21 protein-coding genes and 2 pseudogenes are annotated in these 23,218 nt (G+C 68.7%); 10 read left to right on the top strand and 13 right to left on the bottom strand.

The genetic code is table 11. The features are described from left to right. Positions 1 to 481: 481 nt before the first annotated feature. Together HQQ85_RS21540 and HQQ85_RS02115 are read right to left on the bottom strand one after the other, a co-directional pair. Positions 482 to 1,099, bottom strand: coding sequence for a DUF4276 family protein (locus HQQ85_RS21540; RefSeq protein ID WP_173180854.1), 618 nt, complete (start codon positions 1,097 to 1,099; stop codon positions 482 to 484). After that, positions 1,096 to 2,421: an AAA family ATPase gene (locus HQQ85_RS02115; RefSeq protein ID WP_173180853.1), complete on the bottom strand. Its 1,326-nt coding sequence runs from the start codon at positions 2,419 to 2,421 to the stop codon at positions 1,096 to 1,098. Before HQQ85_RS02115 ends, HQQ85_RS21540 begins: the two co-directional genes overlap by 4 nt. A gap of 215 nt (positions 2,422 to 2,636) precedes the next feature. On the opposite strand from HQQ85_RS02115, the gene HQQ85_RS02110 reads away from it, so the two are divergent. Then, positions 2,637 to 3,221, top strand: coding sequence for a recombinase family protein (locus tag HQQ85_RS02110; protein WP_173180852.1), 585 nt, complete (start codon positions 2,637 to 2,639; stop codon positions 3,219 to 3,221). A gap of 78 nt (positions 3,222 to 3,299) precedes the next feature. On the opposite strand, the gene HQQ85_RS02105 is transcribed toward HQQ85_RS02110, so the two are convergent. The 4 genes and pseudogenes from HQQ85_RS02105 to HQQ85_RS02090 all read right to left on the bottom strand — a co-directional run. After that, positions 3,300 to 3,737 (bottom strand): hypothetical protein, encoded by a 438-nt coding sequence (locus HQQ85_RS02105; protein WP_173180851.1) that lies wholly within the window; start codon positions 3,735 to 3,737, stop codon positions 3,300 to 3,302. After that, positions 3,734 to 3,994, bottom strand: coding sequence for a hypothetical protein (locus tag HQQ85_RS02100; RefSeq protein ID WP_173180850.1), 261 nt, complete (start codon positions 3,992 to 3,994; stop codon positions 3,734 to 3,736). The genes HQQ85_RS02105 and HQQ85_RS02100 overlap by 4 nt, the downstream gene beginning before the upstream one ends. Before the next feature lie 103 nt (positions 3,995 to 4,097). Then, positions 4,098 to 5,771, bottom strand: coding sequence for a recombinase family protein (locus tag HQQ85_RS02095; protein WP_173180849.1), 1,674 nt, complete (start codon positions 5,769 to 5,771; stop codon positions 4,098 to 4,100). Positions 5,772 to 5,790: 19 nt separating this feature from the next. Next, positions 5,791 to 6,063 (bottom strand): annotated as a pseudogene (locus HQQ85_RS02090) (LLM class flavin-dependent oxidoreductase); the annotation flags it as partial. A gap of 130 nt (positions 6,064 to 6,193) precedes the next feature. On the opposite strand from HQQ85_RS02090, the gene HQQ85_RS02085 reads away from it, so the two are divergent. The 3 genes and pseudogenes from HQQ85_RS02085 (at position 6,194) to HQQ85_RS21530 (ending at position 7,317) form a co-directional block, all read left to right on the top strand. Then, the gene (locus HQQ85_RS02085; RefSeq protein WP_173180848.1) at positions 6,194 to 6,628 is read left to right on the top strand and encodes a VOC family protein; all 435 of its coding nucleotides are present in this window, start codon (positions 6,194 to 6,196) and stop codon (positions 6,626 to 6,628) included. A 52-nt stretch (positions 6,629 to 6,680) separates the two neighbouring features. Next, positions 6,681 to 6,881, top strand: a pseudogene (locus HQQ85_RS21535) (winged helix-turn-helix transcriptional regulator); the annotation flags it as partial. A gap of 271 nt (positions 6,882 to 7,152) precedes the next feature. Continuing rightward, positions 7,153 to 7,317 (top strand): hypothetical protein, encoded by a 165-nt coding sequence (locus HQQ85_RS21530; protein ID WP_371741802.1) that lies wholly within the window; start codon positions 7,153 to 7,155, stop codon positions 7,315 to 7,317. Positions 7,318 to 7,474: 157 nt separating this feature from the next. Here the strand turns inward: HQQ85_RS21530 and HQQ85_RS02075 are convergent, their stop codons facing one another. Continuing rightward, a complete protein-coding gene (locus tag HQQ85_RS02075) occupies positions 7,475 to 7,774 on the bottom strand; it encodes a helix-turn-helix transcriptional regulator (RefSeq protein ID WP_173180847.1) in 300 nt (99 codons plus the stop codon). Between the two features lie 225 nt (positions 7,775 to 7,999). Here HQQ85_RS02075 and HQQ85_RS02070 point away from each other — a divergent pair, with 225 nt between their 5' ends. Then, a complete protein-coding gene (locus HQQ85_RS02070) occupies positions 8,000 to 8,968 on the top strand; it encodes a hypothetical protein (protein WP_173180846.1) in 969 nt (322 codons plus the stop codon). Between the two features lie 34 nt (positions 8,969 to 9,002). On the opposite strand, the gene HQQ85_RS02065 is transcribed toward HQQ85_RS02070, so the two are convergent. Then, positions 9,003 to 9,251 carry a hypothetical protein gene (locus tag HQQ85_RS02065; protein WP_216851403.1) on the bottom strand — a complete coding sequence of 83 codons (249 nt, stop codon included), beginning with the start codon at positions 9,249 to 9,251 and terminating at the stop codon, positions 9,003 to 9,005. Between the two features lie 151 nt (positions 9,252 to 9,402). On the opposite strand from HQQ85_RS02065, the gene HQQ85_RS02060 reads away from it, so the two are divergent. Next, positions 9,403 to 10,893 carry an FAD-dependent monooxygenase gene (locus tag HQQ85_RS02060; RefSeq protein WP_173180845.1) on the top strand — a complete coding sequence of 497 codons (1,491 nt, stop codon included), beginning with the start codon at positions 9,403 to 9,405 and terminating at the stop codon, positions 10,891 to 10,893. Here HQQ85_RS02060 and HQQ85_RS02055 read toward each other — a convergent pair. Next, positions 10,871 to 12,880 carry an AarF/ABC1/UbiB kinase family protein gene (locus HQQ85_RS02055; RefSeq protein WP_173180844.1) on the bottom strand — a complete coding sequence of 670 codons (2,010 nt, stop codon included), beginning with the start codon at positions 12,878 to 12,880 and terminating at the stop codon, positions 10,871 to 10,873. The genes HQQ85_RS02060 and HQQ85_RS02055 overlap by 23 nt on opposite strands. A gap of 119 nt (positions 12,881 to 12,999) precedes the next feature. Here HQQ85_RS02055 and pnuC point away from each other — a divergent pair, with 119 nt between their 5' ends. Beyond that, on the top strand, positions 13,000 to 13,668 hold the full coding sequence (pnuC, locus tag HQQ85_RS02050) for a nicotinamide riboside transporter PnuC (protein WP_173180843.1): 669 nt from the start codon (positions 13,000 to 13,002) through the stop codon (positions 13,666 to 13,668). Positions 13,669 to 13,699: 31 nt separating this feature from the next. After that, positions 13,700 to 15,442 carry a glucose-6-phosphate isomerase gene (gene pgi / locus HQQ85_RS02045; protein WP_173180842.1) on the top strand — a complete coding sequence of 581 codons (1,743 nt, stop codon included), beginning with the start codon at positions 13,700 to 13,702 and terminating at the stop codon, positions 15,440 to 15,442. A gap of 7 nt (positions 15,443 to 15,449) precedes the next feature. On the opposite strand, the gene HQQ85_RS02040 is transcribed toward pgi, so the two are convergent. After that, entirely contained in the window at positions 15,450 to 16,382 is a 933-nt protein-coding gene (locus HQQ85_RS02040; protein WP_173180841.1) for an isoprenylcysteine carboxylmethyltransferase family protein, read from the bottom strand. A 4-nt stretch (positions 16,383 to 16,386) separates the two neighbouring features. Beyond that, complete coding sequence (locus HQQ85_RS02035; RefSeq protein ID WP_173180840.1) at positions 16,387 to 17,856, bottom strand: GntP family permease; 1,470 nt, start codon at positions 17,854 to 17,856, stop codon at positions 16,387 to 16,389. Positions 17,857 to 18,061: 205 nt separating this feature from the next. On the opposite strand from HQQ85_RS02035, the gene HQQ85_RS02030 reads away from it, so the two are divergent. Next, positions 18,062 to 19,258 carry a serine hydrolase gene (locus HQQ85_RS02030; RefSeq protein WP_173180839.1) on the top strand — a complete coding sequence of 399 codons (1,197 nt, stop codon included), beginning with the start codon at positions 18,062 to 18,064 and terminating at the stop codon, positions 19,256 to 19,258. Then, positions 19,255 to 20,847: a D-alanyl-D-alanine carboxypeptidase/D-alanyl-D-alanine-endopeptidase gene (dacB, locus tag HQQ85_RS02025; RefSeq protein ID WP_173180838.1), complete on the top strand. Its 1,593-nt coding sequence runs from the start codon at positions 19,255 to 19,257 to the stop codon at positions 20,845 to 20,847. Before HQQ85_RS02030 ends, dacB begins: the two co-directional genes overlap by 4 nt. Here the strand turns inward: dacB and HQQ85_RS02020 are convergent. Then, a complete protein-coding gene (locus HQQ85_RS02020) occupies positions 20,841 to 21,503 on the bottom strand; it encodes a response regulator transcription factor (protein ID WP_173180837.1) in 663 nt (220 codons plus the stop codon). The two genes, dacB and HQQ85_RS02020, sit on opposite strands and share 7 nt — an antisense overlap. Then, positions 21,491 to 23,215, bottom strand: a complete 1,725-nt coding sequence (locus tag HQQ85_RS02015; protein WP_173180836.1) for a sensor histidine kinase — start codon at positions 23,213 to 23,215, stop codon at positions 21,491 to 21,493. The genes HQQ85_RS02020 and HQQ85_RS02015 overlap by 13 nt, the downstream gene beginning before the upstream one ends. Between the last annotated feature and the right edge of the window lie 3 nt (positions 23,216 to 23,218).

The raw sequence follows: 23,218 nt of genomic DNA, 5'->3' as shown, positions 1-23,218 counted from the left end.
ACTCTGCCGGTCATCGTCGCTCTGTACCGGAATCGCTTATACCTCAACTGAAGCGAAATCACTTTCCCGAGCCACCAGCGCCAGCAGCACCAAAGCCGATCACCAGACCTACAATAATCGCTGAACTGGATTTCGAGACACGCGAGCGTTACGAAAGTTGCTCCGATGTGCTGGCAGGACTGAAGCCCGGTAGTACGAGAGAAGACCGTAGACGAGCCTCAACCTTCATGGGTTTAGTTCATGATCGGCTAGCGGCCAACAAGAACTCCAACGTGAGTTAGCTCCGCTGGATGGTGGGAAGCTCAGCAGCTCCCGCCCGGTGTTCCCTGGAATCTCATTTCGTCATGCGCCCAGGGAACACCAAACAAGAATTCTGATGCCGTCGTCGCGTCAGATGAGCGGGAGTTGTGACCCGTTGGCCCCGCACACTCTGGGTTCTGGTCAGCCCCTTCGCCCGGCGTGTGCGGGGGAACCTTCGTCGTCAGGCTGGCTGACGACACTGGTGCTGGAATTCAGAGTCCCCTAATACGTGTAGGAAGTGCCGAAAGCTCCGACTGTGCAGGGCCGCTCGACCCACGTCGAACTTCTCCAAAATGCGCTTGCTGTCCGTAGTCTTCTCGTATTGGCCGTCCTTCACTGCCCTATTGAGTATGTTGATTGCCTTAGTATGGTCGGCCTTATCGGGCTGGACTAGCCGTTCCATAGCCGGGGTTACCTCGAACCGCGCTCGCTGACTGGATAGTGCCTTAAGGTCTGCCACAAGCCAGTTCTCAAACATCTGATCCTTCAGGACTACCCGGACGGATGGCGAACTAATTTCCTGCCGAATACCCGCTTCAATGTCGCCAGCCAACTGACCAGGCCGGGTCTGCCGCCCCTCGCGATCTAGCACGATGACAACTAGGTCCGCGTTCTTTGATTGCACGATGCGAACGGCTTTGACACACGCCCTCACCATGACTGCAACGGATGCCTCCGGAGGAATTGGTGCGTATATCGGGGCAAGAACGACGTTGCCCGTTCTCGTTCTCAGCTGCGGGATGATCTTGGGGATACTCCCGACCTCGCTTCGTCCCTCAGTGACGATTGCTACCCTCATTCGAGAAGTTCTTCCCAGTCATCGTCCCTGAAACCCTGCGGAATAGCTTGCGGGAGCACGCCGCTGTCGTACACATCAAACAAGCTCAACTCACCCGCAACGATTTGTTGTTGAACCCCAGGAGAGAGGTCGATGAGGCGACTGAGGTAGCTTCTACCTTCGTTCATCCAGATCAGGCTGACTGAGGGAGCAGCTACATGATTGAGGAGTACAGGAGAGTGCGTCGTTAGGAGTACCTGTCGGTCCGTCATTGACAAACATAAGTCGAGGTACTGCCGAAGTATCCAGGGGTGGACGGCGTTCTCTGGCTCCTCAATGATGAGGATCGAATTCCGACTGTCAAATAGCGCTACGAGAAGCGCGACAGTCTGAATCGTTCCGTCTGAAACTTCGTTCGCGTTCCAGGCTCTGCCAACGCCGCGCTCCTTAAACTGCAAGGCCAAGCGGCGGTCTTCCGTCTGAACGATCCCAATCTCCGTGAGATGCGGAAGGATCGCACGCATCGCAGAATTGACCTGAAGCCAGGCGTCTTCGTCCCGCCGGCGCAAGTTATCGGCAGCGCCGGGCAGGTTCTCACCATGGGTAGAGAGCGCCGCGTTCGGAGTTGCCACTCCTGAACTCCTCGATAGGTGGGGTGACAGCTGAAAGACCGTGATGCGGGAAAGCTGGGACGTTACCAACCAAATGACGTTAGCAAAGTAGAGGCCCGAAACCATGAGGTTTGTGGGGGTCATGCCGCGCATCACCATCGATTCCTCGAACTTCATATCCCCGAAGGGCCGAATCAAGGAGTTAATTTCGTCTTCCGGAAATGCGCCGCTTGTCCCTCGAAGAGAGTGAACCTGGTTCTCTACGCGGTCGATGCGGAAGATGACTTCTCCGCGCTGATCGAGTACAAGGACTGACTCATGGGCTATCTCGAAGTCATCGAGCAGCTTCTGCGTAGCGGTCTTGATTGAAAAATCATGCTTGAAGATGACCCCAGGTCGTCCGGTGGTCATATGCTCACGCCCCTCGACGTGCATCTGATAGTCGTTCAGCAACCGATCAACGTCTTCGCCAGAAACAGAAACTTCGATGCTAAAGCGGATGGCTTTTTTCGCTCTGCGGGTCCGTCTATGCGCGATGTTCTCGAAACCACCCGAGTGACTTACCGCGAACTCAAGTCCATGACGGTAAACGTCTCCCAGAAATGACAGAGCGTCTACGAAGTTGCTCTTCCCCGACCCGTTTGGACCAGTGATCACCGAAAAATGGTCCAATCGGCACTCGAAGTTGTAGAGCGATTTGAACGCTTCGACGCGCAATCCCACAATTTGCATAGGTCAACCATGGCAGAGTCAACAAGCTCAGCTTGGGTTTCTCCAACACCTGTCACACCTGTTCTCTACATGTGCATCAAAAACGATGGTCTAGTGAGAAAAGCGGAGAGTACCGAAATGCCCTCCACAGAGTACTTATCTGACCTCATTCGCTCTCTCAAAACTCGTCGCGTATTGAGTTGCATAAACGTCCGGGTTAATGAGAGACTTGAGCCATGACGACGACCACCGGCACCCGCATAGGCTACCTAAGAATTTCGATGGGGAAGCAAGACGAGACGTTGCAGCACGACGCCTTGGACAAGGCCGGGGTTAAGAAGAAGGATCGCTACACCGACAAGGGTGTTAGTGGCTCTAAGACCTCACGCCCGGCCTTGGACAGCATGCTCTCCGACCTTGAGGAGGGAGACACCATCGTCGTGTACAAGCTCGACAGGTTGGGCCGTAGCACGGCTCACGTAGCCTCACTGATTGCCGACCTCACGGCTAAGGGTATTTTCATCGAGAGCATTTCGGATGGTCTGAACTCGTCCACTCCCACCGGCAGGGCAATGCTTCAGATGTTGAGCATTTTTGCTGAAATGGAACGGTCATTCATCATCGAGCGCACGACAGCCGGTCTTGCCTCTGCAAAGGCTCAGGGCCGTGTTGGTGGCCGTCCCAAGGTGACCGACAGCAAGAAGGCCAAGCAAGCTCAGGCACTCCGTGATTCTGGCGAGAGCGTGCCCGACATTGCTAAGGCTCTCGGCATCAGCATTGCCACGGTCTACAGGATCACCAGGGCACCGGCCAAGGCCTAAGCTGTAGTTCCCCCTTTAGCCCCTCAGTAGCCCGTACAAGGCCGCTGGGGGTCTTTCACTGTCTACGGCGGCGAGCGCCTAGGGAATCAAGTTGATGCCCAGAGCGGGAATCTGAAGCAGCATGTCGTTTACCCGAAAGCGGTCAAGCGATATGGAGTCTGCGTTCACATCGTAGGGGTGCTCTTGATCCCACTTCGTGTAGTAGTTCATTGCCCTTCTCAGGACTACGGGTGCCGGGTCGTTATCTGTCGGTGGCCCGATAACAACAGTCGTGAGTATGTGGTCTTCGGCGTCTCCAACGTCAACCATGAGGCTGGTACGCCAGTGGCCCTCCCTCTTCCAAAGGTGCACAACCGCGATCGGAAGTAGATGGAAGCCAACTGAGATAGGCGGTATTGACTCGGGAGAGGAAGAGGCGGCGTCAGACTCGTACACAGCCGGTAGAAGCCAGGGGCAGAGCTTATCGAATCTCTTCTGTAGCGTCTTGAACTCCCGCCGTTCTGATCTGAGGCTCATGAGGACTCGGCCTCTGGTGATTTCGCGTACGCGGCGAGCGCCTTCTCTGAAGATTCAAAAAGATCAACGTAGATCGGGCGTACCTTCCTATCTGGTGCTGGTTCGAGCGGTCGCAGCGTCCAGGTGTCCCCCGCCATTTTCTCGATAACCACGCCAGTGCTTGCAAACGCGCCCTGGGGCTTAGTCGGCTCCACGATGAGGAAGCTCTCTCCCCAAACTCCATCGTTGACTAGTGCGTAGAACTTCTTCTTCGTCATGTGACGACAGTACCCAACAAGGAGCTACGCGAGCTTGCTCCCCTTTCCGTAGGGTCTTGCTACCAAAATCGTTGTGTTTACTGGGCAAGAAGAATTCTGACCCTCAAAATCCGAGTGAAGCTAGGTATTCGTTTTGCTCGTCTGTGTTGAGGGTACGCACTACCCGGTGCAGAATGATCACCCGTCGTTCGGGGTCTACCTTCACACCTTGGCCCGGCATCACTTCTACGTATAGGAGCGACTTCACAAGCTCCCTACGCTGGTGCAGGGGTAGCTCATCGAACTTTTCCTTCAGAGCCGTCAGAGCCTTGCCAGCTTCTTTGAAACCAACCCGCTTGCCCTTGCCGAACATCTTTGTTCGGGCGTCAACCGCCATGGCTGCATGAGCACTCTTGGAAACGGCATCCACCCGTATGGCTTCAATCTCGTCCAAGCGCTTGTGAATCTCAAGAATGAGCTTCTTGGCTTTCGTAGCGGATGCGCCCCCGAGGAGCGCCACGTCAGAGGCGTTGTCTTCTGCCTCGCGTAGTTCCTTCGCCTCTGCCTCAAGCTCGCTCAAGTCGATTGCATCCGTGGGCGTCATCTTCGTTGGCCCAAACAGGAATGCTCTCGCTACCTCAGCCCTCAGCATGGGGTCTAGAACGTCGGAGCGCATGGATACGTGTTGCTTCACAGCAACGCGACTAGGGGCTTGGTTACGGTTCACGTCGCACCGCAGACCAGCTAGCTTGACCGGGGGGCTATCAGGCTCCCCCAACGGCTTTCCCTTAATCGTGGTGGCCCTCAGGGGTAGACCGCAGACACAGAGCACCAGACCAGAACCGAGGCTGTGTGGCTTCCTCCCGGCGTTAGTTCGTCGGCTGGGATCGTCCAGCTTGTCTACTACGTCTTGCCACTCCTTGGGGGTGACGATGGGCGGCCACTTGCCCTTGAGGGGATTACCCTCCGCGTCGACCTGCACCACACCCCCAACGGCTACCAGACCAGCAATCCGGGGGTTTCGTAGGATGCTACGCACAGAAGCGTTCGTCCAGTCACCAGTGAACTTGAGGTTCCCGGCAACAGGGGTCTTGCGTGCATACCCGGCCGCAGTGGACTTGACCTTGAACTCTTCGTTCCACTCTTTGATCACGCCGTAGATGGTGCTGCCGTTCTTGGGGAAGTACTCAACCGCCCACCTGATCGCAGCAGCTTCCTTCTCGTTCAAGATCATTGGTCGCTTGCTGGTCTTGCCATTCTTCGGACTCTTGGTCTCCTCGAAATCCCAGCCAAAGGGACGCCGACCCCAGAGGGGCATTCCCTCAAGGCGCTCCCCCACGTACCGGCGACGTTGAGCAAGCGACCTCTTACGAATCTCCTTGCGACCACCAGTGAAGAGATTCATGGCCTGGTCTTCACCTACAGGGGTGCGGGGGTCTATCGCTCCCTCGTCGGCCGTGAGGAGGGTAACGTCACCGTCCACACAGGCACTCACAATGTCTAGACCGTCAGGGTAGTTACGCGCGAGCCTGTCACCTGCTACCACGATGATCGTGGAGAACTCACCCTTCTCAGCAGCGAGCAAGAGTGCGTTGAAGTCTGGCCGCTTGCTACGGGTTCCCTCGCGGATCGTCTTGCCTGTAGCCGGGATGCCGTTGTCAACATAGACATGCTTGTCGGCCACGGTGAGCTTGTGCTCATCTGCCAGCACACGGCACGCAGCCTCTTGTGTCTCCACCTTTGGAACTGCCTCGTCTTCGAGGCTGATTCGGCAGTAAATTGCCGCCTGATTGGTCATTGCGTAATAGTAACTGCTAGTTCTCGTAGCGCATGTCGATCACGCCGGTGCCGATCTCGATCGTCGACGTGCGGGCGCCGACCGCGGCGAGCAGCGGGAACGGCGAGGCGAGCTGGCGCGCGAAGTGGTGCACGCGGAAGTAGGCGCCGTCGGCCCCCAGCTCCTCGGCCGCGACGGCCAGGTCGATCGACTGCAGCAGCACGTCGGCGGCGCTACGTGTCTTCGACTGGGGCGACGGCGTCCAGTGCCCGAAGGAGAGGAAGCCGATGTTCTTGGGGTTCTGTGCGGTCACGGGGTGTGCAACAGCGACGAGCGGATGCGCATTCCGCCCGGCCCCGACGGGTTACGCCTCAGGTCCAGCAAGGTGAGCCGCGGAGAATCGATTGTTGACCGCGCACTTGTTTTTTACAAGTATCGACGTCATGACCTCTCTTTTCGTGAACCTGCCCGTCACCGATCTCGAGCGCGCGAAGGCGTTCTACACCGCGATCGGCGGCACCGTGAATCCGCTCTTCAGCGACCACAACGCCGCCTGCGTCGTGATCGAGAAAGACCACAGCGCCTTCATGCTGCTCACCCGCGACTATTTCCAGACCTTCACCGAGCTGCCCATCGGCGACCCCTCGGTGAGCCCCTCGGTCTCGACCGCGATCTTCTTCGACACGCGCGACGAGGTGGATGCGCGGGCCGAGGCCGGTCTCGCGACGGGCGGCACCGAGGCGCAGGCCCCGTCCGACTACGGCTTCATGTACCAGCGCCAGCTCACCGACCCCGACGGCAACATCCTCGAGTTCGGCTGGATGGAGCCGGTGGCGGCCGAGAAGGGGCCCGAGGCGTTCCTCGGCCAGCAGGCCTGAGGCGATCGTGGCCGCGCGCGACTACGGGCAGTACTCCGGCATCACGCGGGCCATGGAGCTCGTCGTTGAGCGCTGGGCACTGCTGATCGTGCGCGATCTGCTCGTGGGACCGCGCCGGTACGGGGAGCTGGCGGCGGGGCTGCACCGCATCCCGAGCAATATCCTCGCCGCGCGGCTGAAGGAGCTGCAGGCCGCGGGCGTCATCCGCCGGGCACCTCGGTCGCGGGTCATCGTGTACGAGCTGACGCCCTACGGGCGCGAGCTCGAGCCGGTGGTGCTCGCGCTGGGGGCCTGGGGGTTCAAGGCGATGGACGAGCCGCGGGAGGAGCAGCTCATCACGGCCGAGTCGATGACGATGGATCTGCGGAGCGCCTTCCGGCCGCGAACGGCCCTCGAGCTGCCGACGACGTCCTACGCGGGGCGGTTCGGGGCGGTTCGGGGCGGTCGACCTGCTCATCCGGGTCGATGGGGACGCACTCGACGTGACGCCGGGCGGCGACGCGTCAGGGGGTGGACACCGTGGGGTGGGGCCGGTCGATCTCGCCTTCGCGGCGGGCCCGGGCATCCGGCGGCTGATCACGGGAGAGCTCGAGGCAGGCCGCGCCATCGAGACCGGCGTGGTCGAGGTGCTGGGTGGTCGCGGCGAGCTGCTCCACCGCTTCGCGAGCACGTTCCGCGTGGCGGCATGACCCACGCACCCGGGGCGGCGGCCACTTCGCCAGCACGTTCCGCGTGGCGGCATGACCCGCAGCACCCGGGGCGGCGTCCGCGACGTGCCGTGGAGCAAGGCGGGCCCTCGGTCGCGCGATGATCGGGCCGGCCGACCACCGGGCGGCCGGTGCCTGCTCAGATGCCGAAGCGGTCGATGTGGCGCCAGAGGGAGTGGAACATGGCCTCGATGGCGGTGGCGTCGGCCGTGAAGAGCCGCTCCCCCGCATCGGTGGTCTCGCGCACGAGGCCGGCGGCCACCAGCTCGTCGACGTCGCGCTGCAGGGCCGCACCGTCGCTGAGGCCCGCCGCAGCGGCGGCCGACTCCACTGTCGTCGGCCCGAGTGCGAGCAGCGTGCGCAGGAGCTCGGGACGCGCCGGGTCGATGCCGAGCACGCTGTAGACCACTTCGACGTCGCACACCGGTAGTCCGCCCATGGGTTGAGCCTTCCACCGCTCGGGTCGGCCGGGCGGAGCCTGTCGCGATGCGAACGGAACCGGTCGCCCCGGCGTCGGATGGGTGGCGTTCCCGGCGGAGGATGTCCGGAAACGGGCATCCGCACCCTGCTCGGCTTGCGCCCGTGGCCGCTGGAGGCCACGATGAGCCGACGGCGCCCGACACGCGGGTCACCGTCGGAGTGCACCGGGGCCACGAGGGGCGGCATGGACGACGAGACACTGCTGGCCGTGATCCTGCGGGGCCGCCCGACCACGATCGAGGAGGTGGCGGAGCTCGCGCACCTGCCCGTCGAGGAGGCACGCGCCCGCGTCGATTTGTTCCGTGCACGGGGGCTGCTCGGCGGTCGGGGGTCGGAGCTGGCCGTCGTGAACCCGGCGTCGTGGGCCGCGGAGACCGTGGCCGACCAGTCGGCCGAACTGCGCCGACGCGCGGAGACCGCCCTCGCCGACATGGAGGCGGTCGTCGCGGAGTTGCCCTCCCTGCTGCGGCACTGGGCCGTCGGCGAGGCGTCGGGCGACCCGGTACCGGTCGGGATCCGGCACGGCAAGCACGCGTCGGAGGACCTCTGGTACGACACGGCGCGGCATGACTCTGGGACCCTGAACGCGCTGCTGCCCGAGGTGGACCGCTTCCTGAAGCCCGACCCCGAGCGCGCGGCGCGCTTCGGCCGGGCGATGGCGGGCAAGGACCGGGTGCGCGTGATCATGCCGACCTGGGCCGGCGACGATCCGCTCGCCCAGCAGCGCATGGTCGCCTACCGCAGTGTGGGCGTCGAGTACCGCCTGCTCGACGCACCGCCGAGCTGGTTCTGGGTCGACGGCGATCAGCTCGCCCTGCCGTTCGAGTGGGGCGAGGGCCGGCCGACGAGCGTGCTCGGCGTGCGGAACGCGGCGCTCGCCGGCATGGCGGAGCAGTACTACGAGCTGCTCTGGCAGCGCGCGACCCCGGCCGAGCCCGCCGAGAACCCGTGGGCGCCGCTGCTCGTGCTGATGCGCCAGGGCGTCACCCTCGAGACGGCCTCCCGCCAGCTCGGCATCAACCCCCGCACGGGCCGCCGCCGCGTCGCCGCCGCGATGGAGCACTACGGGGTCTCGACCCTCTTCGCCCTCGGCGTCGCCTTCGGCGCCGACACCCCCCCGCTGACGCGCCCCAGCCCTCAGCCGAACCGCTGAGGAGCGCGCGAGGCGGGCCGCCGGAGGGGCGGGGTCAGTGGGAGACGTCGTTCTCGATGTCGTCGGCGATGTCGTCGATGGTCTCGGGGCGCAGGTGCACGCCGACCTCCTCGAGTCGCTCCTCGAGCACGTCGGAGATGTCGTCCTCCACCTCGCCGTGGCGGATGGCGTCGCGCACCTCCTCGGCGACCTCGTCGACGCTCGCCGCCGTCTCGATCTCGTCGAGCTGCGTGTCGTCGTCGGTGCCGTGGGCGGGGTTCTGGAACGGGGTGTCATCGGTCATGGGCCCAGCATGCGACGAGTGCGCCCGCCGGCCAACCCCTTGCCGCGCCCGCATCTCCAGGATAACGGAGGGCACCGGGCTTGCCGCAAGACCCTTCCGACCAGGCAGAATGGCGGGCCGCCCAGGCAAGGGGCGGCAGGAGGAGGAGCGGATGCACGACGTGATCATCAGCGGAGGAGGGCCCACGGGGCTGATGCTGGCCGCCGAGCTGCGGCTGCACGGGGTCGACGTGGTGGTGCTCGAGAGGGAGGCACAGCCGAACCCGGCCGTGCGCTCGCTCGGCCTGCACGCCCGGAGCGTCGAGGTGCTCGCGCTCCGCGGGCTGCTCGACCGGTTCCTGGCCCACGGGCAGCGCTACCCCGGCGCTGGCCGCGGTCTCGCGGGGCTCGAGGGCGCCGCCGTGGAGCTCGACTCCGACCACGACTACGTGCTGGGCATCCCGCAGCCCACGACCGACCGGCTGCTCGCCGAGCGGGCGGCCGAGCTGGGCGCCGAGCTCCGCCGCGGCGCCGTGCTCGACGCCTTCGAGCAGGATGCGGACGGCGTCGACGTGCTCCTCGCCCACGGCGAGAGGCTGCGCGCCCGCTGGCTGGTGGGCTGCGACGGCGGGCGCAGCACGGTGCGGCGCCTGGCCGGCATCGGCTTCCCGGGCGAGGCCGCCTCGACCGAGTGGCTGCTCGGCGAGGTCGAGCTCGACGGCTCGGTCGGGCCCGAGGAGGTCGCCCGCATCTCCGCCGAGGTGCGCCGCACCTACCGCGGCTTCGGAATCGGCCCCGCGGGCGACGGCCTGCACCGCGCGGTCGTGCCCGCCGCCTCGGTCGCCGAGGACCGCACCGTGCCGCCGACGCTCGAGGAGTTCCGCAACCAGCTGCGCGCCTACGCCGGCACCGACTTCGGGGTGCGCGAGCCGCGTTCGCTGACCCGCTTCACCGACGCCACGCGCCTCGCGGAGCGCTACCGGGCGGGCCGGGTGCTTCTGGCGGGAGACGCGGCGCACGTGCATCCGCCGCTCGGGGGCCAGGGCCTGAACCTCGGCCTGCAGGACGCCTTCGACCTCGGCTGGAGGCTCGCCGCCGAGGTCGCCGGCTGGGCGCCGGCCGGGCTGCTCGACGGCTACGAGGCCGAACGGCGCCCGGTCGCCGAGGGGGTGCTGACCCTCACGCGGGCGCAGAGCGAGCTGCTCTCCCCCGATCCGGGGCCGCAGGCGGTGCGGCAGCTGCTGGGCGAGCTGCTGCAGCTCGACGACGTCGCGCGGCTGGTCGCCGGGCGGGTCAGCGGCCTCGGCATCCGGTACGACCCGGGCGAAGGCGACGACGACCCGTTCGACCTGGTGGGGCGACGGATGCGCGACCTCCCGCTGGGTGAGAACCGACGCCTCTACGACCTCACGCACGCCGGCCGCGCCCTGCTGCTCGACGGCACGGGCACCCTCACGCTCGAGGGCTGGACCGACCGGGCCGACCTCGTTGCGCTGCCCGGAGACGACGAAGCGGCACTGCCCGCCCCCGCCCTGCTGCTGCGCCCCGACGGCCGGGTCGCGTGGGCGGGCGACGACGAGGCGGCGCTCGGACGCGCGCTCGGGCGGTGGTTCGGCGAGCCGCGGCCGGCGAGCGGGCCGGTCAGCGCCGGCGGCGGACGATGATCTGCCGCACGACCCGCAGCAGCCCCAGGAACCCGAGGAACCCGATGAACGCCCCGAACAGGTCGAACAGCCGCAGCCCCTCGGTGAGCAGCGGTCCCGAGTCGGTGACGATCAGCACGAGGGCGATGACGACGGCCGCGATCGAGATGAGCGTGCCCACCAGCTCCGAGGCGATCGACTGCACGAAGCCCTGACCGGCGTCGTCGCTGAACGCCTTGAGCTTGAGTGAGAAGGTGCCGTTCTCGACGCCGGAGAGCAGCGCGTCGAGGCGCCCGGGCAGGGTGCGCAGCCGCGCGGCGCCGACGGCGGCCTGCGCCTGCACGCTGGTGACGGTGCGGCGGAGCGACTGGTCGCGGCGCAGCAGCTTCGGCACCATCGGCAGCGCCTGCTCGAACATGTCGAAGCCGGGGTCGAGCACCTTGAGACAGCCTTCGAGGGTCGCGAAGCTGCGGAACGCCGAGGCGAGGTCCCCGGGCAGCGCGATGTGGTGCTGGCGGATGACGTCGAGCAGGCGGGTGAAGATCGACTGGCTGCCCTTCGGCCGGAACCGCTCGGTCGTGATCACCACGCCCACGTCGTGCCGCAGAGCGTCGAGGTCGGCGTCGGCGGGAACGTCGACGATGAGCAGCAGCGCCTCGGTCGCGGCGATGTCGTCCTCGCTGACGGCCGCGAGCATGAGCGCGGTGAGGTAGCTGCGCTGACTGCGCTCGATGATGCCGACGGCGCCGAAGTCGATCAGCCCGAGCGCTCCGTCGGGGGTGAGGATCACGTTGCCCGGGTGCAGGTCGGCGTGGAAGACGCCGTGCACCAGGATCTGCTCGAGCACGGTCATCATCAGCCCGTTCGCGAGGGCCTGCCTGGCCTCCGTCGAGAGCGACGAGAGCTCGTCGGCGGCGCTGCTGAGCGGGACGCCGGCCACCAGGTCCATCGTCAGCACCCGCGTGCCCGACGCCGCCGGGTAGACGTGCGGCACCGAGATCGTCACGTCGTGCCCGTGCCCGTCGTCGGCGGCGGCGTGCTCGAGGGTGCTGCGGATCATCTCGACGTTCGTCGCCTCGATGCGGTAGTCGAGCTCGTCGAGGAGCGTGCCGGTGAAGCCGCGCGCCACCGACTCCAGCCGCAGGTCGTGCCCCGCCTGGGTGCGCTCCTCGGCGCGGTGCGCGAGGCGCACGATGATGTCGACGTCGGCCTCGACCTGCGCCCGGGCGGCGGGCCGCTGCACCTTCACCACCACCGCCGTGCCGTCGAGCAGCACGGCCCGGTGCACCTGGGCGACGGATGCTGCGGCCAGCGGCTCGGGGTCGACCGACGCGAACACGGTCTCCAGCCCGGCGCCGAGCGCCTCCTCGATGACCGGCCGGATGGTCTCCCACGGCAGCGTCGTCGCCCCCGACTGCAGCGACGCCAGGGCGCTCAGGTAGGGCTCGGGCACGAGGTCGCGGCGGGTCGAGAGCACCTGGCCGAGCTTGACGAAGGTGACGCCCGACTCGTTGATCGTGGCGACCAGTGCCTGCGCCCGCTGCTCGCTCGTGGTCAGTTCATGCTGGATGCGCGAGTGGCCGTGGAACAGCCAGCCGGCGCCGTGGCGCGTGGCGATGCCCACGATCGCGAGGTAGCGGCGGGTCCGCTTCCGCCGGCGGATCGCGGCGCGCACCACGTCGATCGGGTTCGGCAGCGGACGCGTCGGCACGATCGCCTCGAGCGCGACCAGCACACCGACCCCCAGGGCGAACACCCACGCGACCCCGAGCAGCACGACGGCGAGCACGGTGAGGGCGACCCGGACGTCGGCGGTGCGCCCGTCGGTCAGGAGTCCCGTCTGATCGACGAGCCAGGAGGCGAACGGCAGCCCCGTGGCGAACACGATCAGGCCGACGACGATGCTGCGCGGCCAGCCGACCGGGGTGTCCAGGATGCGCCGGGCCACGAAGCCCACGAGCACCGCAGACACGACGGCCAGGAGAACGGTCAGTACGTCGGTGATCATGCGTCCGGTCCCCCTGCCGGCCGGGCACGGCCCCGGCGTCTGGTGCCCAGGGTAGCGGGCGGGCCGAGTTCGCCGCGCGGTGCGGGAATGCCCGGGCATCCGTCGCCGTTCTACGGCTCGTGAATGTGATCGAGTGGCTCTTCGACGCCCAGCTGCACATCGGCGACCAGACCGTGCTGTGGCGCGAGGTGGTGGGCAACGTGTTCGGCCTCGCCAGCGCGCTCGGCGGCATGCGCCGGAGAGTCTGGGCCTGGCCGGTCGGCATCGTCGGCAACGTGCTGCTGTTCACCGTGTTCCTCGGCGCCGTGTTCGGCACGCCGAACCCCGTGAACCTGCTCGGGCAGGCGGGGCGACAGGTGATGTTCATCATCGTGTCGGTCTATGGCTGGTACCAGTGGCAGAAGGCGCGCGGCGAGTCGGGAGCCGCGGTCGTGCCCCGCTGGGCGAGCGGTCGCACGCGCATCCTGCTCGCCGTCGGACTCGTCGGCGGCACGGCGCTGCTGACCCCCGTGTTCACGGCGCTCGGCTCGTACGAGCCGGTCTGGTCCGACGCCTGGGTGTTCGTCGGCTCGCTGCTCGCGACCTACGGCATGGCCAAGGGCTGGACGGAGTTCTGGCTGATCTGGGTCGCCGTCGACGTGGTCGGCGTGCCGCTCCTGATCGGCGCCGGCTACTACGCCTCGGCGTTCATGTACCTGTTCTACGGCGTGTTCACCCTGATCGGCTTCTTCGTCTGGGCGCGTGCCCGCACCGGCAGTAGATTCGAGAGCAAGCGCGTCCCGGTCTAGCCGGCGCGACGGACGATCCTCAGGAGAGAACATGGCCGAATCGGCGCCCCTCGACCCGACCTCAACCGACGCGTGGAAGGCCCTCCTCGGCACCGCCGACGGCTTCCAGCCCGACCTGCGGGGCTGGTTCGCCGCCGAGCCCGACCGTGCCGAGCGGTACACCTTCCAGGCCGCCGACCTGACGGTCGACCTGTCGAAGAACCTCATCACCGACGAGATCCTGGGGCACCTGCTGCGGCTGGCGGAGGACGCCGGGGTGGCCGAGCGCTACCGCGCCATGATCTCGGGCGAGCACATCAACGTGACCGAGAACCGGGCCGTGCTGCACACCGCGCTGCGGCGACCGGATGGCGGGACCGCGAACGGTGAGGGTCTCGAGCCGCCGGCGGGCTTCGTGGTCGACGGCGCCGACATCGACGCCGAGGTGCACGGCACGCTCGACAAGGTCTACGCCTTCGCCGACCGCGTGCGCTCGGGCGAGTGGACGGGTGTCACCGGCAAGCGCATCGCGACGGTGGTGAACATCGGGATCGGCGGCTCGGACCTCGGCCCCGTGATGGTCTACGAGGCGCTGAAGCCCTACGTGCAGGCCGGCCTCGAGGTGCGCTTCGTCTCGAACATCGACCCCTCCGACATCTACGAGAAGACCGCCGACCTCGACCCCGAGACCACGCTGTTCATCGTCGCCTCGAAGACCTTCGGCACGCTGGAGACGCTGACCAACGCGCGCCTGGCGCGCCAGTGGCTGTGGGAGCGGCTGACCGCATCCGGAGCCATCGACGACAGCGACGAGGCCCGCACGGGCGCCGTCGCCAAGCACTTCGTGGCCGTCTCGACCGCGCTCGACAAGGTCGCCGCCTTCGGCATCGACCCCGAGAACGCCTTCGGCTTCTGGGACTGGGTGGGCGGCCGGTACTCGGTCGACTCGGCCATCGGCACCTCGGTGGCGATCGCGATCGGGCCCGACGGGTTCCGCGACTTCCTGGCCGGCTTCCACGCCATCGACGAGCACATGCGCACCACGCCGCTCGAGCAGAACGTGCCCGTGCTGATGGGCATGCTGAACGTCTGGTACTCCAACTTCCTCGGGGCGCAGAGCCACGCGGTGCTGCCGTACGCGCAGTACCTGCACCGCTTCCCGGCCTACCTGCAGCAGCTCACGATGGAGTCCAACGGCAAGAGCGTGCGCTGGGACGGCTCCCCCGTGACCACCGACACCGGCGAGATCTTCTGGGGCGAGCCCGGCACGAACGGGCAGCACGCCTTCTACCAGCTGATCCACCAGGGCACGCGGCTGATCCCGGCCGACTTCATCGCCGTGGCGAACCCCGCGCACGGGCTGCGCGACCAGGTCGGCGACGGTGCGGCGGTGGCCCCGGGCGCCGACGTGCACGCGCTGTTCCTCGCGAACTTCTTCGCCCAGACCAAGGCGCTCGCCTTCGGCAAGACGGCCGAGGAGGTGCGGGCCGAGGGCACCGCCGAGTCGGTCGTGCCCGCCCGCGTGTTCAGCGGCAACCGGCCGACGACGTCGATCCTCGCGCCGGCGCTCACGCCCAGCGTCGTGGGCCAGCTGATCGCCCTCTACGAGCACATCGTGTTCACCGAGGGCACCATCTGGGGCATCGACTCGTTCGACCAGTGGGGCGTGGAGCTCGGCAAGCAGCTCGCCCTGCAGATCGCTCCGGCGGTCGACGGCGACCAGGCGGCGCTCGAGGAGCAGGACTCCTCGACGAAGTCGCTCATCGCGAAGTACCTGGCGCTGCGCTCCTCGTAGCGGGCGGTCACGGCTCCCGCGCGGCCCTCGGCACCCGCGGGAGCCAGCAGCGCACGGCGCTGCGGTAGCGGTCGAAGGCGGCGCCGAAGCGCTCTTCGAGGTCGGCCTCCTCGAAGGGGCGGATGGCGTAGTTCCAGACGAGGGAGCCCGCCAGGGCGTAGACCACCACGAGCCACGACGAGAGCACCAGGCCGACCGCGACGCCCTGGGCGATGCCGGCGATCGCCATCGGGTTCCGCACCCAGCGGTAGGGGCCCGCGATCACGAGCCGGTTCGTCGAGGCCATCGGCAGCGGTGTGCCGTCGCCGAGGGTCGACATCGTGACAGCCGACCAGATACCGAGGGCGCTGGCGAGCACCAGCAGCACGGCGCCGGCGCCCGACACGAGCGAGGTGGCGACCGGCGGGAGCGCCGGGGTCAGCTGCCAGCGCTCCTCGAGCGCGGCGATGACGAGCGGCAGGACGACGAGGCAGACGCCCCAGAAGACGACGATCTGGGCGAAGGTCGTGAGCACGTTGCGGGCCCGGCCGGGGCGGCTCGGGGCCGGGTGGAACGCGAACGGGCCCCGCACGAGCCACGAGGTGGGCACGCGGCCGAGCACGAGCACGCAGGCCGCCAGCACCGAGCCGGCCGCCGCGGGCACCATGGCGACGACGCCCCAGCCCGCCTCCCCCGTCACCGTGGCGTAGCCCGCGAGACCGACGGCGACGAGCACCGTCCACCCCGCGCCGACCACCGCGGCGACCCGGAGCCCGGTGGCGGCCACGGCCGAGGCGATGACGAACAGCGGCACGTCGAGCACCGCGACGACCACCGGGTCGAGGCCGCCGAGCGTCGCCTCCCGCACCCACGGCACGGTGAACACCATCAGCCACCAGGCGGCACCGGCCACCGCCTGCACGGCGAAGTAGGAACGCGCCCCCGCGCGCTGTCCGCTCATCGGGTCAGGGCAGGACGAGCGAGATCAGCAGGGTCATCCCGAGCGCGATAACCGAGGCGAGCGAGACGCCCACGGTGACCGTCTTGAGGGTGCCGCGCACCGACTGGTCGAGGAAGGTCTGCAGCAGCCAGAAGGTGTTGGAGGTGACGTGGATGCAGAACAGCGCCCCCGAGCCCGCGGCCAGCGCGATCAGCAGCGGGTCGAGCCCCATGGTCGCCGCCACCGGTGCGATGATGCCCGCGGCGGTGATGGCCGAGAGGGTCACCGAGCCGACCGCGATGTGCAGCACGGCCGCCATCGCCCAGACCAGCAGCAGCGGCGCGAACGAGGTGGCCGAGAAGTAGCCCTGCAGCACGGCGCCGAGGTCGCCCTTCGCGATCACGGCGGCGAGTGACCCGCCGATGCCGGTGAGCAGGAAGATCTGCCCGCCGTCCTGGAAGCCCTTGACGACGGCCTTCTCGATGCGCTTCGTGCCGACGGCCGCCCGCCCGATCACGCCGGTCGCGATGACCGCGAGCAGCAGTGCGATCACGGGGCTGCCGAGGAACTGCATCGCCGGCACCTCGACCTCGGCGACCGAGAGCACGGCCTGGGCCGCGATCAGCAGCAGCGCCACGAGCATCGGGGCGAACAGCAGCAGCAGGGGCTGCTCGCGCTCCTCGCGGTCGACCGAGCGGCTGCCCGCCGGGCCCCGGGGCACGCCGCCGACGCGGGTGCGCACCGACCCGGTCTCGGTGCTGACCAGAAGCGGGTCGTGGCCGGTCGCGACGGCCTGAGCCGTGCCTCCGGTGGAGACCGCGGCCACCGCCTCGTCGTCGTCGCGCACCACGACCTGCTCGTCCCGCTCCGGGTTCCAGAACCCCAGCCGGAAGAACAGCGACATCAGCAGGATGGTCAGCACCACGGTCGGCGCCACCACCGCGAAGCCGCCGAGCATCATCACGCCGAGCGGCACGCCGAGCAGGCCCGCGAGGGCGACCGCGGCGAAGCCGGGCACCATCATCACGATGCCCATCTCGAGCCCGACCGCGAAGGTGACGCCGACGATGCCCGTGCCGACCCGGCCGAGCCGCGGGGCGATGCGCCGGGCGAGCGGCGCCGCGATCACGATCAGCACGTCGACGAAGATCGTCTGCAGATAGGTGGCGAGCGAGAGCCCCAGAGCGTAGGGGATGCCCCGTCGGCCGAAGACCCGCATCAGGCTCTCGACGAGCCGGGTGATGGCTCCGAGCTCGTTCAGCATCGCACCGATCAGCACGCCCCAGCCGATCAGGATGCCCGCCTCCATCATCACGTCGCCGAAGCCCTGGGTCATCGTCGAGACGGTGTCGACGGGCCCGAGGCCGGTGAGCAGGCCGATCGCGGCGGCGCCCAGCGCGAGCGCGATGACGGGGTTGACGCGGAACCGCACGATCACGACGACGACCGCCACGATCACGAGTGCGACGACGCCGAGGGTGTACCACTCGGGCATGACGGGCCTTTCCGACGACGTCGCGCCCCCTGCGCGACTCGTCACAGGATAGGGCCGTCCGGAGCCTCGCCGGGTCTCCCCCCTTCGGGGAGCGCACTCCGAGGCTCCTCGACGGCCCCCGACCCAGGTCTATTGCGGCGCTCCTGCCCGGCTGGGACAGTGAGGGGCGCCACACGGGTGGCCGACGACGGCGGGAGACCAGCCCATGACGACGAGACCGAGCGGAGCGTCGCTGTTCTCGGCCGCGGCCGCCTCCACCGCCCTGGTCCTGCTGCTGGCCGGATGCGCGTCCCCCTCCCCCGGTCAGGCCGGCGCCACGGCCTCCGGCACGCCCGCGCCCACCGCCACCCGGCCGGCCGCCCCCGAGGGCGAGCTGCCCGCCGAGGTGCGGAGCGCGCTGCAGGAGGTCGTCGACCAGACGATGGCCGAGTACGCCGTGCCCGGTGCGGCCGTCGGCGTCTGGATCCCCGGAGAGGGCTCGTGGACGTCGGCCACCGGGCTCGCCGACGTCGAGAAGGAGCTCCCCGTCTCGACCGACATGCTCTGGCCCATCCGCAGCGTGACCAAGTCGTACACGGTCACCCTGCTGCTGCAGCTGGTCGACGAGGGCCGGGCCAGCCTCGACGACACCATCGACCAGTACCTCGACGGCATCACGAACGGCGACACGATCACCCTGCGCGAGCTGGCGGGCATGACGAGTGGCAACGCCGACTACACGAACGAGGACTTCCAGGACGTCTTCGCCGAGGACCCGACCCGCATCTTCACGCTCGACGAGCTGAACGCCTTCGCCCTCGGCCAGCCGGCCCTGTCGGCTCCCGGGACGAAGCGCGCCTACAACAACGCGAACATCAACTTCCTCGGCGCGGTGGTCGAGAAGATCACGGGACAGGCCTACGCCGAGGTGCTGCAGGAGCGCATCCTGGACCCGCTCGGGCAGACGGGCACCGAGTTCATCGTGGACACGACGACCTGGGGCGAACCGCACCCGACGGGCTACATCGTCGACGAGGGTGTGCCGGTGCCCCAGGAGGAGAACTCCTCGGTGCTGCAGGCCGCGGGCTCGATGTTCTCGACCCTCGAGGACGGCCGGGTCTGGGCCGACACGCTCGGCGAGGGAGCCCTCGTCGAGCCGTCGACCCAGAGCGAGCGCGAGCAGGGCGGACCGCTCGTCACGGGCCCGCCCTACGACCTCTACGGTCTCGGTATGGGCGAGACCGGCGGCTGGTGGGGCCACAACGGCGAAGGCCTCGGCTTCACGGCCGCGGTCTTCCATGACCCGAAGAGCGGAGCGAGCATCGTCGTGTACATGAACGAGTCCAACATCCCCGGGGTGCACCCCGCCGACCAGACCTTCCGCCGCCTCGCCGCAGTGCTGGCGACCGGAGCGGGCGCATGAACCGCGCGGCGCGGCGCACGGCCGGCGTGCTCGCGGTCGTCATCATCGCATCCGTCACCGCCGCCTGTGTCGGCGGGCCGGCGGCGCCGTCGCCGAGCGCCGCCGGCTCGGTACCCGGGCTGCCGGCCGCCGCCCTCGAGATGATGCAGCAGCCGCAGTACGCCCAGGGCCGCTGGCTCGTCTCGGTGCAGGACATCGACACCGGCGAGGTGCTGATCGACCTCGACGCCGACACGATGGCCGAGCCCGGGTCGTTCGTGAAGACCTACAGCGCCGGTGCCGCCTGGGTGAAGTGGGGGCCCGACCACACGGTCACCACGCCCGTCAAGCAGACCGGCACCCTCGCCGGCGGCACCCTCACCGGCGATCTGGTGCTCGTCGGCCAGGGCGATCTCACGCTCGGCGGCCGCACGAAGGCCGACGGCACGGTCGACTACGCGAACCTCGACCACAACGACGCGAACCCGCTGCCCGGTGCGACGCTCACCCCCGAGGATCCGCTGACGGGGCTCGACGAGCTCGCGGCCCAGGTGAAGGCCTCGGGCATCACGACGGTGAACGGAGACGTCGTGGTCGACGACCGGCTCTTCCAGGGCACGCTGGCCCGGCAGCCGATCACCCCGATCATCGTCAACCAGAACCTGCTCGACCTCCTGGTCACACCGGGAGCGGCCGCCGGCGACCCGGCGATCGTCGCGCTGACCCCGGCCGTGGCGCCCTGGACGGTGCGGAACGAGGTCACGACGGTGGCCGCCGGCGAGGCGGCGAAGCTGGAGGACCCCGTGCTCGACCCCGGCGACCCGCACACGATCGTGATGCAGGGCACCGTCGCCGCCGGCAGCGACCCGGCGCTGAAGGTCTGGGCCTTCGCCGACCCGGCCACCTTCGCCCGCACCGCCTTCATCGAGGCGCTCGCACGTGCCGGCGTGACCGTCTCGGCCGACCCGCTCGCCGACAACCCCGATGCGTCGCTGCCGGCCGAGGACGCCGTGACCGCGCTGCCGTCGGTGGCCGAACTCGAGTCGCTCCCCCTCGGCGAGGAGGTGACCTACGTGATGAAGATCAGCTACAACCGCGGGGCGCAGACGCTGATCTGCCTGCTCGCGGCCGCGGCCGGCGATCCCACCTGCGAGGAGGGGCTCGGTCAGGCCCAGGAGATCTGGGCCGACGCCGGCCTCGACACGCTCGGCGCGTCGCTCGTCGACGGCTCGGGGCTCGAGGGCAACTTCATCACGCCGCGGAACGCCGTCGACATCCAGACGATCATGGCCGACCGCCCCGACGCCGAGCGCTGGAAGGCGACCCTGCCGATCCTCGGCGTCGACGGCTCGCTCTCCGACGTGCAGCCCGAGAGCCCGGCCGCCGGGGAGGTCTTCGCCAAGACAGGCACGCTGCTCGCCGGCGACAGCTTCAACGGGCGCTACCGTCTCGTCACGAAGACCCTCGGCGGCGTCATGGACACCGCGGGCGGGCGGCATCTGGCCTTCACCATCATGGTGAACCAGGGGTTCGTGCCCACCCTGCAGGGCGTCTTCCAGGCCAACGACGACGTGGGCGCGGTGGCCGCGGCGATCCAGCAGGCCTACTGAGCGGCGGCCTCCGAGAGGAAGCGGATGACCGCCAGCACCCGCCGGTGGTCGTCCGCGTCGACCGGCAGCCCGAAGGCGTCGTAGATATTCGAGGTGTGCTGCACCACCGCCTTCTCCGAGGTGCCGAGCCGCGCCGCGATGTGCGCGTTGCTGCGGCCCTCCGCCATCAGCCCGAGCACCTCGAGCTGCCGCGGGGTGAGCGCCCCGACGGCCGGGCCGCCCGCCTTGGCGGCGCGGGTCAGCAGCACGGCGACCACCTCGGGATCGAGGGCCGTGCCGCCCGCCTGCACCCGGCGGAGGTCGGCGGTGAAGGTGCGCACGTCGGCGATGCGCTGCTTCAGCAGGTAGCCGACCCCGCCCTCCCCCGGCCCGAGGAGCTCGCCGGCGTACCGCCGCTGCACGTGCTGCGAGAGCACCACCACCGCGGTGCCCGGGTGGGCGCGGCGGATGCGCACGGCCGCCTGCAGGCCCTCGTCGGTGTGCGTCGGCGGCATCCGGATGTCGGTGATCACCAGGTCGGGCGCCAGGCGGTCGACCGCCGCCTCGAGCTCGATGGCGGTGCCGACCGCGGCGAGCACCTCGATGCCGTCGGCTTCGAGCAGGTGGGTCAGCCCCTCCCGCAGCAGCAGTTCGTCCTCGGCGATCACGACCCGCACGGCAACTCCGCCCTGACCCGGGTGCCCGCCCCGGGGGCGGACGTCAGCTCGAACGACCCGCCGAGGGCGTCGACCCGGTCGGCGAGGCCCTTGAGCCCTCCGCCCTCGGCGATCCGCGCTCCCCCGGCGCCGTCGTCGACGACGACGATCTCGAGCGTGTCCGACCGCATCCGCAGCCGCACCTCGACCGACCGGGCTGCGGCGTGCTTGACGGCGTTGCTCAGCGACTCGGCCACGATCAGGTAGGCCGTGCGGGCGGTGGCGGGCGGAAGCGCGGCGTCGTCGACGTCGCCGACGAGCGTGCCCGGGATGTCGAGGCGGTCGATCAGGTCCTCGGCGGCAGCGGTCAGGCCGCGCTCGATCAGCGCCGACGGCAGCACCGCGTGCACGAGGTGCCGCAGGTCGGCCGCGGCATCGTCGATCCGCTGCCTGAGCCCGGTGGCCGCGGCGGCCGTCGAGGCGGGCGTGCCCTCGGCGTCGGCCAGCTGCTGCGCCTCGAGGGCGAGCAGCACGAGCTGCACCTGCAGCCCGTCGTGCAGGTCGCGGGCGATCCGGGCCCGCTCGCGGTCGGCGGCCTCGACGAGTCGCACGCGCGACAGGCCCAGCTCGGCGTTGCTCGTCGAGAGCTCGGCAGTGAGCCGCTCGCGGTCGAGGGCGACGGCGAGCACCCGTCCGGCCCGGCGCACCGCCTCGGTGTCGGCGACCATGCGCCCGTCGTAGTCGATCGCTCCGACGAGACGGGCCTCCACCCGCACCTCCTCGCGGAGCCGGGAACCGCCGGGCCCGCCGAGCTCGTTCCCTGCGGCGTCGACGAGGACGCCCTGCGCCTCCGACCAGTACGAGACGCGCAGCGAGTCGTCGCCGAGCGAGCGGGCGAGCGCCTGCTCGACCGCCGAGCGCGGGGAGCCGGCCGTCCCGAGCCACGTGCTCAGGGCGTCCGCCTCGACGGTCGGCGAGAAGCCACCGGCCAGCACACCGATCAGGAACGCGATCGGGATGCCGCCCGTGATCGCGAGCTGGGCGGCGACGACCCCCACGGGGTCGGCGCCGAAGAGCGGAAGCAGGCTGCCTGAGACCGGGATGAGCAGCACCGCGAGGATGCCGTAGAGGTTCAGGGGCAGCAGCACCCGCCGGTTGCGCGGGTCGGCCGAGCGCAGGCGGCCTACGAGCAGCACGGCCGCAGTGACCACGACGACGAGCCCGAGCAGGCTCTGCATCGTGGACACGACGCCAAGCAGCGTCTCCTCGTCGGGAGGCAGGAGGAACAGCGGCGCCTGCAGCACGATCGAGTTGACGTAGCCCAGCACGACGGTGACGACCGGCACGCGTCCGCGCAGCCGGCCCGTCGGGAACGCGAGCAGCAGGTGCACCGTCACGGCGAGGAGGGTGGTGGCGAACACCGCGGCGATGGCCTCGAGCAGCGGGTGCCCGAGATTGCCGACCCCCGCGGCGAACAGGGCCAGCGACCCGAGCAGCAGCAGCGCTCCGAGGAACGAGGTGGGGCGCCGCCACCAGGCGGCGATGCCGGCGACCGCCCAGGTCCAGAAGAGCAGCGTGAAGACCGGGATCACCCAGCCCGGCACGCCCGGTGCCGCCCCGACGACGAGCTGGACCACGCCCAGCACGAGGGCGAACAGGGCGATCAGCAGCAGCGCCGCCCGCAGGGGTGCCGGGCGCACGGGTGCCGGGCGGGGCGTCCCGTCCCGCCGCATACG

The organism is Herbiconiux sp. VKM Ac-2851, assembly GCF_013205105.1.
Taxonomy (GTDB): domain Bacteria; phylum Actinomycetota; class Actinomycetes; order Actinomycetales; family Microbacteriaceae; genus Herbiconiux; species Herbiconiux flava.
The sequence above is the reverse complement of the archived record's forward strand: the minus strand, read 5'-3'. Positions and strand labels throughout refer to the sequence as shown.